13 protein-coding genes are annotated in these 11,353 nt (G+C 68.8%); 7 read left to right on the top strand and 6 right to left on the bottom strand.

The genetic code is table 11. The annotated features are described in order from the left end of the window. Positions 1 to 105 precede the first annotated feature (105 nt). A complete protein-coding gene (locus tag ACFT9I_RS30815) occupies positions 106 to 645 on the bottom strand; it encodes a winged helix-turn-helix transcriptional regulator (RefSeq protein WP_382569652.1) in 540 nt (179 codons plus the stop codon). 57 nt (positions 646 to 702) lie between these two features. On the opposite strand from ACFT9I_RS30815, the gene ACFT9I_RS30810 reads away from it, so the two are divergent. After that, the gene (locus ACFT9I_RS30810) at positions 703 to 1,347 is read left to right on the top strand and encodes a dihydrofolate reductase family protein (RefSeq protein WP_382569650.1); all 645 of its coding nucleotides are present in this window, start codon (positions 703 to 705) and stop codon (positions 1,345 to 1,347) included. A gap of 37 nt (positions 1,348 to 1,384) precedes the next feature. Here the strand turns inward: ACFT9I_RS30810 and ACFT9I_RS30805 are convergent, their stop codons facing one another. Next, entirely contained in the window at positions 1,385 to 1,837 is a 453-nt protein-coding gene (locus tag ACFT9I_RS30805; protein WP_382569648.1) for a DUF6210 family protein, read from the bottom strand. Between the two features lie 47 nt (positions 1,838 to 1,884). On the opposite strand from ACFT9I_RS30805, the gene ACFT9I_RS30800 reads away from it, so the two are divergent. Next, positions 1,885 to 2,217, top strand: coding sequence for a MazG nucleotide pyrophosphohydrolase domain-containing protein (locus ACFT9I_RS30800; protein ID WP_382569646.1), 333 nt, complete (start codon positions 1,885 to 1,887; stop codon positions 2,215 to 2,217). A gap of 22 nt (positions 2,218 to 2,239) precedes the next feature. Further along, positions 2,240 to 2,728, top strand: coding sequence for an HIT family protein (locus ACFT9I_RS30795; RefSeq protein WP_382569644.1), 489 nt, complete (start codon positions 2,240 to 2,242; stop codon positions 2,726 to 2,728). Here ACFT9I_RS30795 and ACFT9I_RS30790 read toward each other — a convergent pair. Further along, entirely contained in the window at positions 2,694 to 3,137 is a 444-nt protein-coding gene (locus tag ACFT9I_RS30790; protein ID WP_382569642.1) for a GNAT family N-acetyltransferase, read from the bottom strand. The two genes, ACFT9I_RS30795 and ACFT9I_RS30790, sit on opposite strands and share 35 nt — an antisense overlap. A gap of 117 nt (positions 3,138 to 3,254) precedes the next feature. Next, on the bottom strand, positions 3,255 to 4,604 hold the full coding sequence (locus ACFT9I_RS30785; protein WP_382569640.1) for a hypothetical protein: 1,350 nt from the start codon (positions 4,602 to 4,604) through the stop codon (positions 3,255 to 3,257). Positions 4,605 to 4,845: 241 nt separating this feature from the next. On the opposite strand from ACFT9I_RS30785, the gene ACFT9I_RS30780 reads away from it, so the two are divergent. Genes ACFT9I_RS30780 through ACFT9I_RS30770 form a run of 3 tightly spaced genes read left to right on the top strand, consistent with a single transcriptional unit; the run spans position 4,846 to position 7,695 of the window. Next, positions 4,846 to 5,298, top strand: coding sequence for a hypothetical protein (locus tag ACFT9I_RS30780; RefSeq protein WP_382569638.1), 453 nt, complete (start codon positions 4,846 to 4,848; stop codon positions 5,296 to 5,298). Positions 5,299 to 5,307: 9 nt separating this feature from the next. After that, entirely contained in the window at positions 5,308 to 7,095 is a 1,788-nt protein-coding gene (locus ACFT9I_RS30775) for an alpha/beta hydrolase (protein WP_382569636.1), read from the top strand. A gap of 51 nt (positions 7,096 to 7,146) precedes the next feature. Beyond that, positions 7,147 to 7,695, top strand: coding sequence for a hypothetical protein (locus tag ACFT9I_RS30770; RefSeq protein ID WP_382569634.1), 549 nt, complete (start codon positions 7,147 to 7,149; stop codon positions 7,693 to 7,695). A gap of 22 nt (positions 7,696 to 7,717) precedes the next feature. Here ACFT9I_RS30770 and ACFT9I_RS30765 read toward each other — a convergent pair whose 3' ends face one another. Then, positions 7,718 to 8,839 carry a sensor histidine kinase gene (locus tag ACFT9I_RS30765; protein ID WP_382569632.1) on the bottom strand — a complete coding sequence of 374 codons (1,122 nt, stop codon included), beginning with the start codon at positions 8,837 to 8,839 and terminating at the stop codon, positions 7,718 to 7,720. Next, complete coding sequence (locus ACFT9I_RS30760) at positions 8,836 to 9,495, bottom strand: response regulator transcription factor (protein ID WP_382569630.1); 660 nt, start codon at positions 9,493 to 9,495, stop codon at positions 8,836 to 8,838. Before ACFT9I_RS30760 ends, ACFT9I_RS30765 begins: the two co-directional genes overlap by 4 nt. Before the next feature lie 178 nt (positions 9,496 to 9,673). Here ACFT9I_RS30760 and metG point away from each other — a divergent pair, with 178 nt between their 5' ends. Continuing rightward, positions 9,674 to 11,287, top strand: coding sequence for a methionine--tRNA ligase (gene metG, locus ACFT9I_RS30755; RefSeq protein WP_382569628.1), 1,614 nt, complete (start codon positions 9,674 to 9,676; stop codon positions 11,285 to 11,287). Positions 11,288 to 11,353 lie beyond the last annotated feature (66 nt).

The following is an 11,353-nucleotide window of genomic DNA, read 5'->3' as shown; positions in this document are numbered from 1 at the left end:
TACGCCGGCACCCACGCCGACGCCTAGTACTGCACCGCGTTGGTTCGCTGAGGGTCATGCGGCTTTCAGTGGACTGCCGCCGCGGGTTCAGCGGCGGCACACCGTCTATCCGGCTGTCTCGCCCCCGCGCTCAGCGGCTGCTTCGAGATAGGCGGCGGTCAGTTCCGCAAGCACTCCATCTGCAGGTATCGACGCTCCGGCCAGGTGAGTGGCACGGAGTTCAGCCATGAATCGCTCCCACAGCGGGGGGCCGCCGGCGGCCAGCAGTTCGGCCCGCACGGTCAGTTCCGGCGCCGTATCCAACCATCGGGCGCCCCACGCACCCAGCTGGGCCATGACCGGGACGAGCTGGATCGCCGCCTCGGTGAGGTGGTATTCGACCTTCTGGCGGTGGCTCGGGTCGTCGTCACGGGTGAGCAGGCCCGCAGCGACGAGTTTCGCGAGGCGGGCGGCCAGGATGTTCGACGCGATGCCTTCCATGGACGCGGCGAGCAGCTCGCGGAAGTGGGTGATGCCGCCGAACATGATGTCGCGCAGGACGATCAGGCTCCACCGGTCCCCGAGGAGCTCGATCGTCATATTGATCGGACAGCCGGACTTGCCCGGGGGTACTGGGAGCTTGCCATGAGGAACCGGTTGCATCATGCGATCAGTCTAGGTAGATTGCCAACCGGTTGCATATTGCAATCGGAAGGGGAATCGATGACACAGTTGGTCCGCGTTCAGAATTTCAATGTCTCCAGCGACGGCTACGGCTCCGGGGAGGGGCAAAGCCTTGATCGCCCGTTCGGCCACGCCGATCACGTTGCGCTCTTCTCCTGGTCGGGTGCCACCGCTCACGCCCCCACCCGGACCGAACCGGGTGGCACCTACGGTCTCGACGACTACTTCACTCGCGACTTCGCCAACAACATCGGCGCCGAGATCATGGGGCGCAACAAGTTCGGTCCGCAGCGGGGGCCGTGGGAGAACTACGACTGGCAAGGGTGGTGGGGGGACGAACCGCCGTTCCACACGCCGGTGTTCGTCCTCACTCACCATGAGCGACCCTCGATCACCCGGGGGGACACCACGTTCCATTTCCTCAATGCGTCTCCGAAGGATGCGCTGGCGCGGGCATTGGACGCCGCCGAGGGCAAGGACGTGCGGATCGGCGGCGGTGTCGCCACGATCCGGGAGTTTCTCGACGCCGATCTCATCGACACGATGCACGTCGCCGTTGCACCAGTCGAAATCGGTCGCGGCGAAAGGCTGTGGCCGAGTCCCGACGCCCTTGTCGACCGCTTTCATTTGGAGCAGATCCCGAGCCCGAGTGGGGTGGTGCATCACCTCTTCTGGCGACGGTGACTGGCGGAGAACACTGACGTGTCCGGCCGGCCTGACCTCACGCTGGTTTGACGCGTCTGGGGGACCACACCAGGAGTCCGGGGCCGTCGGGCGTACGCACGGGAAGCCACGCGTCGTCGGCCTCGGGCAGGCGGGACTCGTCGAGCCGCAGCGGGTGCGGCGTCTCGGCCGCGCCGTCGCAGGCCCAGAACCGGACGGCCCCCACGGCTGCCCGCAGCGCGTCCAACTCCGTTTCCGCCCAGGCATGGCCTCCGGCCCCACCGCCCCGGAACACCGCGAAGAGTTCCGCGAGCGCGTCGATTCCGGCCGAGGCCCCGGCCACGGGGACCAGGTAGCCCTCCGCCTGGCCCTGCCGGCGCGAAGTGCCGCCGTACTCCTGCTGGTAGAACACTCCAGTCGGCGCCTCGACCACGACGTGCGCCCAGTCACCGCCGGTGCCGTCGGGGTCGATGAAGACGAATCGCGCGGAGGCGGAGGAGGAAGAAGGCATAGTCGTAGTCTCCAGTCTCTCGGAGCGGACGGAGGGCTTCAACGCTCATGGAGCTACACGAGTTACAGGCCCGGGCACTGCGGATCCACGATCTCTACGACGAACTGAACGAGCGGACCCGCGGCCGGGTGTGGACGCGCGAGGAGTTCATGCTCGGCTTCGTCGGGGACGTGGGTGACCTCGCGAAGCTCGTCATGGCGGAGGAGGGTGCCCGCGACGTGCCCGGCGGCGGGCGCGAGGCGCTGGAGCACGAGCTGGCGGACTGCCTGTGGTCGGTCCTGATCCTCGCCCATCGGTACGGCGTCGACCTCGACCACGCCTTCCGGCGGACCATGGACGAACTCGACACCGCGATCAGCGCCCAACTGCCGCCGAAGTGAGGACGAAGGGAGGCCCACGCGCATGAAGAGGGACATGGACATCGCCGCGTACGAGGAACGGGCCCGCAACGGGCCCTGCTTCGTCTGCGCGTTTCTCGGTGGGGACCCGGACTACCGCCACGAGGCGGCCTACGAGGACGACGCCCACATCGCGTTCCTCGACCGCTGGCCCACTCTCCCGGGTCGGGTGCTCGTCGCGCCGAAGGCGCATGTCGAGCACGTCGTCAGGGACCTGGACGAGGCCGCGTACACCCGGCTGATGCTCGTCGTGCGGCGAGTGGCGCTGGCCGTGGAGAGCGTGCTGCGGCCGGAGCGTACGTACCTGCTCTCACTCGGCAGCCAGCAGGCCAACTCCCATCTGCACTGGCACATCGCGGCCCTGCCGCCGGGGGTGCCGCCGGAACGGCAGCAGTATCACGCGCTCATGACCGAGAACGGGGTCCTCGCGCCGTCCCCCGAGGAGACCGCCGACCTGGTCAAGCACCTGCGCGCGGCCCTCCGAGCGGCCTGACCCAGCGGCTCCACTGCTCCTCCGCCTCGTAACCGGCGCCGGCCCAGGCGTGCTGGGCGAGTTCGTTCCGGTCCAGGACCATCGCGTCCGCCCGGCGCCCACCGAGCGCGACGAAGCGCTCGTGCGCGGCGTCGAGCAACGCGGCGGCGATGCCCCGGCGCCGCAGACTCGGGTCGACGGCGAGCCGGTACAGGTGACAGCGCCAGCCGTCGTAACCGGCGATGACCGTGCCGACGATCGCCCCGTCGTCCCCTTCGGCGACGAGCAGGGCGTCCGGGTCACGGACGATGAGCCGGGTGACCCCGTCCACGTCATCGGTAATGCTGACCCCCTCGGCGGCCCGGCCCCAGAAGTCCAGCAGAGCGGCAACCTCACCGAGCCCGGCGGCACGGATCCTGACCTCGTCCATACAAACTGTCTAGCAGGCCCGCGCCCGGCCCGACCAGCCAATTCCACGGTCTGGACGCCGACGGGAGGTCTGGGGGGGCGGGGCGGTCCCCGCGCGCTGACTCCTCCGGGCAGGGCCTCAGAACGGAGGCTCGTCGTGGCCCGAGCCACCCCAAGACTCGGGCGGTTGGGGGGTGCGACGCTGGAGCACGGCCAGGGCATCGTCGACGCGGCCGAGATCAATGAGGTAGCCGGCCAGGTCATGCCTGTTCGCGGAGGCGTGCTGTTCGAGGACGGCGACTGCGTCCTCCGTGCGTCCTGCGCCGGCGAGCAGCTCGGCGATGTGCGGCGCCGCGTACGAGGTGGCACCTTCGGAGTGGGAGCGGGCTTGTGCGATCGCTTCGTCGACACCGCTGCAGGCGGCGATCAGCGGTAGTCGTATCCAGTACAGGTCCCATTCCTCCTCTCCCCTGCGGGCGGCGGCGAGGGTGTCGAGGAGCTCCAGGCCGTCCTGGGGGCGGCCCTGTTCGAGGTACAGGCCGGACAGAGCGTGGAGGATCCAGTCGTCCCCGTTGTGGGCTTCGGCCTGGACGCGCATCACAACGATGGCTTCGTTCCCCCGGCCGTGCCGGGCCAAGAGCCGCGCGAGCTCGAAAGCCGAGTTGGATGTTCGATCCACAGCTCCGTCGGCCTGCCGGTATGCCGCGACCGCGCCCTCCACATCGCCGCGCTCCTCCAGCAACCGCGCGAGCCGTTGCACGCCGAACCCAGAGTCATCACTCGTCGCGGCCGCCCGCAGTTCGTCGAGCCGGCCGTGCCGTGCCAGCAGCGCGGCCAATTGCTCACGGTGTTCGACCAGCGTGATGTTCCCGGTACGCAGCAGGGCGATCGCCTCGTCGATGCGACCCTGGCGCTCGCGGATGGTGGCGAGCAGTCCGATCGCCATGTCGCGATCGAAGCCTCGGCAGCACCACGGGAAGTCGGAACAGTGATGCTCGGTTTGGACGGTGAGCAGCGCGGCAGCTTCCTCGTCGCGTCCGGCGGGACCCGCGACGTCGACCAGAGCCGCGGCCAGGGACGGCTCACCTAGGTGCGGTCGCAGCAGGGTGAACGCCTCGTCGGCGCGGTCGTGCCGGGCGAGCAGGCGCGTGTAGGACTCCAGCGCCATCGGGTGGCCGGCCTCCATGCGGACCCGAGTGATCTCGATCGCCTCGTCGATGCGGCCCCAGCTCTCCATCAGGTCGGCTGCGGCTCGCACGGCCGTCCACCAGCCGGTTGCCAGGTACGGGGCGAGCACCTCCCACGCGTCAGCCTGCCGACCTTGCTCGTCCAGCGACCGCGCCCACGCCAACGCGCAGAACCACTCCCCGCGCCCGGCCTGCACCTCCACCACATCGGCGTAGCCGCGTTCGAGAAGCCGCGAGACCAGCTCCGGCGGTATACAGCCGGTCCGAGTCCGGGCCCGGTAGTCAAGATCGGTGACGTCCACGAGCACGCACCCTAGCCTTCATCTCTGAGGCCCTTGCCGACACCACCGGCGGCTTCGAATCACAGCACCCGACGGTGAGGGGACTGTGCCATCCCGAAGGGCGGAAGGCCCCTCAACTCACCCCGTCCCCAAGTGCGTTGACCGCGAACGTTTGATTTCAATCCCCGGCGCCCGGGATCATGGCGCCTTCGCCCGGGGCCGCCCGGGAACGGGGCAGCACGGCGACGGGGAGGGCGTGCGGATGGCGTGGGACGAGTGGGAGGGGCTCAAGGCCGACGCGGAGGCCCGTGGGTCCACGCAGACGCAGCTCAACCAGACCGCGCCCGATCCCGGGGGCGGCGGGCCCTCGGACCGCCTGAAGTCGGACAAGAAGGCATGGGTCACGGCCGGCGAGGGCGTCACCGGGCTCAAGGCCGACATCGGCAAGGCGTTGACCACGCTGGAGAACGGACAGGCCGGGCTCGGTGACACCACCGGGTGTCAAAGCGCCGCCGTGCAGAAGGAGTTGTACGACTCCTGGAAGAAGTACGTCGGCGATGTGAGCCGCCGCTGCGGTGAACTCGGCGGGCTGCTGGAGAAGTCGGGCCACGATCTGGAGAAGTCCGACCGGTCCGTCCTCGCGGACCTGGACCAGCTCAAGGTGAAGTACGCCGACACCGAGGCCGTCGGCGGCCGGGCCCCGAAGGAGAAGTGACTCACCGTCATGGATCTCGCGACGCTGAAGGCATTCAAGCCGTCGGAGTACGAGGAAGCCGCCGACGGCTACCGGACGACCGGCGACATGGCCAGTGCGGCCAAGGACACGATCAACAACCGGATCACCGCGGGCATGACCAACCGGCTGAAGGGCGAGGCGGCGACGGCCGCCCTGCGGGAACTGCGGAACCTTTCGAAGAACTTCCACTACGCGCAGACCGAGTGCGGCCTGGTGAGCACCGCGCTCAGCGGCTTCGCCTTCGACATGGCGGCGGCCAAGCGCAAGCTGGACGCCGCCATGGAGGACGCCCGCGCCGACAACTGCACGGTGCGGCAGGACGGTTCGGTCAGCTATCCCGCCGGAAAGAAGCCCGGCGAGGAGAAGAACGAGCCGGGCGGCACGGTGTCCGGAAGCGCCGGCGGCAGCCCCACGTCCGACGCCCTGGAGCGGCAGGCGGCGGGCATCCACCCGAACCCGTACTACGGCAGGGCGATGGCGTACGCGAACAGGATCGCCGACGCCCTGAAGGAAGCCACCGACGCGGACGCCAAGTGGGCGCCGAAGCTGCGCGCGCTGAAGGCCGACGACGACCTGACCGTCTCCAAGCAGGACTGGTCCGACGCGCAGTCGGACATGGGCGGGGTCCGCGAGGCCGGCAAGAGCTATCTCGACTCCCTCCCGCAGGCCCCGAAGGACGGCACCCCGGCGGCCAACGCGGAGTGGTGGAAGAAGCTCAGCCCGGAGGAGCGGGCGGCGTGGCTCGCGCTGCGGCCCGACACCGTGGGGGCGCTCGACGGGCTGCCCGCCACCGTCCGCGACGAGGCGAACCGCGTCGTCCTGGAGGAGCAGCGCGGCCGGCTCCAGATGGAGCTGGACTCCATCCCGAAGCCGCCCGCCAACGAGTGGACGTGGATCACCGCAGGTATGTACCCGTCCAAGGTGCGCACCGACGAGTGGATGGCGTGGCACAACAAGTACGCGGACCGGTACGAGCAGCTCAACAAGTCCCTCAAGGGCATGGGGAGCATCCAGGACCGCTTCGACAGGACCGGTGAGCGAGGGCTGCCCGAGGCATACCTGCTCGGATTCAGCCCGGAGGGCAACGGCCGGGCGATCGTGGCCAACGGCAATCCGGACACCGCCGACCACCAGGCGGTCTATGTGCCGGGTACGACGTCGAACCTGGGCGGTATCGGCGGTGACATCGGCCGGATGGAGAACGTGTGGCGTGTGGCCGACGGAGCTGGCAACGGCTCTGTCTCCACGATCACCTGGCTCGGCTACGACGCCCCGCAGGACATCGTCAAGGACTCACCGTTCAGCCACTACGCGAATGACGGGGCCCCGGCCTACAACCGCTTCCTCGACGGCCTCGACGCCTCGCGTACGGCCGATTCGGACCCGCACCGCACGGCGATCGGCCACTCGTACGGCACGACCCTCATCGGGTCCGCGGCCCGGCAGGGTGATCTGAACGTGGACGACGTGATCTTCGCGGGCAGTCCCGGCGTGCAGGTGAGCAACGCCGATCAGATGGATGTCCCGAAGGGGCACGTCTGGAACCAGGAGGCCGAGGGGGATGTCGTCCCGGACATCGGACGCTTCGGGCACGGGGGAACCGACTGGAACGGCGTCTTTACGACTCCGAGTGACGAACGCTTCGGCGCGAACCGCTTGCAGACGGACACCGAAGGCCACAGCGACTACTGGAAGGAAGACACCGACAGCCTGCGGAACCAGGGGCTGGTGGTGGCGGGCAAGGGCGACAACGCCGAACTGAAACCGCAGAACTGAAACCGCCGCCCGACCGCTACAGATGTACGAAGTAGGAAGAAGCTCCTCGATTTGAAGACCAAGCTGGGCGCGTCCACGCTCCTCGTGGCCCTCGCCCTTACCCTCACCACCCTCACCGGATGCGGAATGACTGACAACAACAGCTCAGACGACTCCGACGACGTGCCCAGCGCGGGCACCAGCAACTCGGAGGACGCCGCCGACAAGGCGGAGCAGATCTCCAGCGAGCTGTACGACCTGATCGGCATCAAGGGAAAGGCGTCCGACACCGGACCGGGCGTCTCGGAGTGTGGCGACAAGGATCCGGAGAAGTACTTCAAGATCTTTCATCCGTGGACCTTCACCCCGGAGTCCGCCGACCAGCTCGACGGGGTGATGGAACGGCTCAGGACCGAACTGCCGAAGCACGGCTGGAAAGTCGTCGAGTACGGGCGGGACACGAGCAAGAACAAGAACCTCAACCTCACGGCCGACAACGACGAGAAGAAGTACAGCGTCAAGATCGCGTACTTCGCGAAGGACGATTCGCCGAACCTCAACCTGATGCTCGTCTCCGGCTGCTACCAAGTCCCCGACGGCGAGAAGGTCCACCGGTTCTGACCGGCCCCGGCACCTCGCCCCGTCAACGCCCCACCGACCCCGGCAGCCTCACCCGCACCGCCAACCCCCCGTCCTCCCCGCCCGGCTCCGCCGTCACCGTGCCGCCGTGCGCCGTCACGATCGAGCGGACGATCGAGAGGCCGAGGCCCGCGCCCGGACCCATCCGGTCGCGGCCCTCGCCACGTCGGAACGGTTCGAAGAGGACCGCGATCTCCTCCGGGGCGATGTGCGGGCCGTTGTTCCGTACGGTCAGGGCCGTCCCCGACACCGAGACGGTCACCTCGCCCTTCCCGTACGCCTGCGCGTTGGCCAGCAGATTGCCGACCAGCCGGTCCAGCAGCGCCCGGTTTCCCCGTACGCCGCCGGGCTCCGCCACCGTCACCGTCAGACCGTGCCGCGCCGCCTCCTCCGTCACCAGCTCGCCCCACCGGACCTCCTCCTGGTCCTCGACCTCCCGCTCGCTGCGCGCCAGGAGCAGCAGCCCCTCGATGAGCCGTTCGCTGCGGCGGTTGTTGTCGAGCAGCATCTCCTTCGTACGGGCCAGCTCCTCCGGCGAGCCCGCGCCCGCGAGGCCCACCTGGATCGCCGTACGCTGCGTGGCCAGCGGCGTACGCAGCTCGTGCGAGGCGTTCGCGATGAAACGGCTCTGGCTGTCGAAGGCCTTCTGGAGCCGGCCCAGCAGCTCGTCGAGCGTGTCGCCCAGCTCCTTCAGCTCGTCGTCGGGGCCGGTGGAGCCGATCCGCTCGTGGAGGTTGCGCTCGGAGAGCAGCCGCGCCTTGGCCGTCATGGCGTGCACGGGCCGCAGCACCCGCCCCGCCGTCCACCAGCCGACACCGACCGCGCACAGCGCCGTCACCACCAGCGCGCCCACCGACCAGAACAGCAGCTCGTCCGAGGCGGCGTCGCTGACGTTGTCGGTGAGCTGGGTGACGGTGACGGGCGCGAGGTGGCCCCCCTCCGTGAGGAAGTAGCCGTTGCCGGACGCGGGCGGCTGCGCCGGTACGACGCGGGCCGCGATCTCGGCGGCCTCCGACTCCGTACCCGCACTGGACAGCAGATTCACGACGGCGAGCAGACAGCCGCCGAGGACGAGGAAGACCGCGCCGTAGACGAGGGCGATCCGTTTTCTGATGGCGCCGGTCAAAGCACGTAACCCCCTCCGTCCACGTCCACCGTCCGGATCAGCGCCGGATCGCCGAGCTTCACCTCCAACTGCCCCACGCAGACGCGTACGACACCGGAGAACGGGTCCGTCTGCGCGTCCCACGCCCGCTCCAGCAACTGCTGCGCGGTCACCGCCTTGCCGTCCGCCTCCAGCAGGATCTGGAGCACGGTCAGCTCCTTGACGGAGAGGTCGAGGGCCAGGCCGTCACGGACCGCCGTACGGCCCACGGTGTCGAGCCGCACACCGCGCCGCTCCAGCGTCGGCGGTAACGCCCGGGCACTGCGCCGGCGCAACGCCCGTACCCGTGAGACCAGTTCGGGGAACTCGAAGGGCTTGCCCAGATAGTCGTCCGCGCCCAGGTCGAGCCCTTTGACACGCTCCTCCATGGAGGACGACGCCGTGAGCATCAGGATCCGGGTCCGGGACTCGTCGGCGACGAGCTTGCGGGCGACGTCGTCGCCGTGGACACGGGGGAGGTCACGGTCGAGGACGACGACGTCGTAGTCGTGCAGCCCGAGATAGGCGAGGGCGGCGTCCCCGCTGTAGACGGTGTCGACGGCGAAACCGGCCCGGCGCAGCCCGGTGGCGATCAACTCCGCCAGGATCTCCTCGTCCTCGGCGACCAGCACCCGCATGATGAACCTTCCCGCCCGATCTACCCGATCCGTGCCGTCTCTCCTTCTTAAGATGCGTCAGCCGGGGGCATAGGTTGTGCCGGATCCACACTCTTTAAGCACACTCTCAGGTTTACAGCCACGCTCTCAGGTTTAACCGAGGTGAAGGGACCTGCGGCGGGCCGTTAGGATTTCGACCATGGCCGCCACTGGATCCGAAGAGCAGGGTGGGCGGGCGTACTACGTCACCACCCCCATTTACTACGTCAACGACGCTCCTCACCTGGGCCACGCCTACACGACCGTCGCAGGCGACGTGCTCACCCGCTGGCACCGCCAGCGGGGCGAGAAGGTGTGGTACCTCACGGGCACCGACGAGCACGGCCAGAAGATCATGCGCACGGCCGAGGCGAACGGTGTCAGCCCGCAGGAGTGGGCGGACAAGCTCGTCGACGAGGCGTGGCGGCCTCTCTGGGAACACCTGAACGTCAAGAACGACGACTTCATCCGGACGACGGAGAAGCGTCACACGGACCGTGTCCAGGAGTTCGTGCAGGACCTGTTCGACAAGGACGAGATCTACAAGGGCGGCTACGAGGGCCCGTACTGCGTGGGCTGCGAGGAGTACAAGCTCCCGGGCGAACTGCTCGACGGCGAGGGTGAGTTCGCGGGGCAGAAGCTCTGCGCGATCCACAAGACGCCGGTGGAGATCCTCAAGGAGGAGAACTACTTCTTCAAGCTGAGCGAGTACGGCCCCAAGCTCCTCGCGCACTACGAGGCCAACCCGGGCTTCATCCAGCCGGAGTCCGCGCGCAACGAGGTCGTGAACTTCGTCAAGCAGGGGCTGCAGGATCTGTCGATCTCGCGGTCGACGTTCGACTGGGGCGTGCCGGTGCCGTGGGACGAGAAGCACGTGATCTACGTGTGGATCGACGCGCTCCTGAACTACGCGACGGCCGTCGGCTACAACGAGAACCCGAGGAAGTTCGAGGAGACGTTCCCCGCCGACGTCCATCTCGTCGGCAAGGACATCCTGCGCTTCCACGCGATCATCTGGCCCGCGATGCTGATGGCGCAGGGCCTGCCGCTGCCGGGCAGGATCGCCGCGAACGGGTGGCTGATGGTCGGCGGCGAGAAGATGTCCAAGTCGAACCTGACCGGCATCAAGCCGCAGGACCTGACCTCGCACTTCGGCGTGGACGCGTACCGCTGGTACTTCCTGCGGGCCATCGCGTTCGGCCAGGACGGCTCGTTCTCCTGGGAGGACTTCTCCGCCCGGTACACCTCCGAGCTGGCCAACGACTACGGCAACCTCGCGTCGCGCGTCGCGGCGATGGTCGGCAAGTACTACGGCGGCACGCTGCCGGAGACGACGTCCGGCGGGGTCGCCGAGCAGGCCGTACGGGACGGCCTGGCGAAGGCGGTCACCGAGGCCGACCGGAAGATCGGCGAGGAGCTGGACTTCCAGGGCGGGATCCTGGCGATCTTCGACTTCGTGAAGCAGGTCAACGGCTACATCACGGAGCAGGAGCCGTGGAAGGTCGCGAAGGACACGTCCCCGGACGGTCAGGCGGCGCTGGCGACGATCCTGTACACGGCCTCGGAGGCGCTGCGCGGGGTGGCGGTGCTGCTGAACCCGGTGATGCCGGAGACGTCGCAGAAGCTGTGGGACTCGCTGGGCGCGGACGCCGCGCTGGGCGCGCTGTCGGACCAGCGGGTGCAGGACGCGGGCACCTGGGGCCTGCTGCCGGCGGGCACGACGGTGACGAAGGGCGCGGTGCTGTTCCCGCGCCTGGAGGAGAAGCCCGCGTAGCCGCCTCCGGCGCGGGGGCCGTTGGCTCGGGCTGCGCTTGTGCTAGATCGTCGGCCGGGCCGCGAA

This window comes from Streptomyces sp. NPDC057137 (genome assembly GCF_042670825.1).
GTDB lineage: Bacteria > Actinomycetota > Actinomycetes > Streptomycetales > Streptomycetaceae > Streptomyces.
Note: the sequence above shows the minus strand (reverse complement) of the source record. Positions and strands in the feature narration are given on the sequence as shown.

Coding starts and splice junctions, on each gene's coding strand:
- ACFT9I_RS30815 (WP_382569652.1), bottom strand. CDS start 645: ATGATGCAACCGGTTCCTCATGGCAAGCTCCCAGTACCCCCGGGCAAG.
- ACFT9I_RS30810 (WP_382569650.1), top strand. CDS start 703: ATGACACAGTTGGTCCGCGTTCAGAATTTCAATGTCTCCAGCGACGGC.
- ACFT9I_RS30805 (WP_382569648.1), bottom strand. CDS start 1,837: ATGCCTTCTTCCTCCTCCGCCTCCGCGCGATTCGTCTTCATCGACCCC.
- ACFT9I_RS30800 (WP_382569646.1), top strand. CDS start 1,885: ATGGAGCTACACGAGTTACAGGCCCGGGCACTGCGGATCCACGATCTC.
- ACFT9I_RS30795 (WP_382569644.1), top strand. CDS start 2,240: ATGAAGAGGGACATGGACATCGCCGCGTACGAGGAACGGGCCCGCAAC.
- ACFT9I_RS30790 (WP_382569642.1), bottom strand. CDS start 3,137: ATGGACGAGGTCAGGATCCGTGCCGCCGGGCTCGGTGAGGTTGCCGCT.
- ACFT9I_RS30780 (WP_382569638.1), top strand. CDS start 4,846: ATGGCGTGGGACGAGTGGGAGGGGCTCAAGGCCGACGCGGAGGCCCGT.
- ACFT9I_RS30775 (WP_382569636.1), top strand. CDS start 5,308: ATGGATCTCGCGACGCTGAAGGCATTCAAGCCGTCGGAGTACGAGGAA.
- ACFT9I_RS30760 (WP_382569630.1), bottom strand. CDS start 9,495: ATGCGGGTGCTGGTCGCCGAGGACGAGGAGATCCTGGCGGAGTTGATC.
- metG (WP_382569628.1), top strand. CDS start 9,674: ATGGCCGCCACTGGATCCGAAGAGCAGGGTGGGCGGGCGTACTACGTC.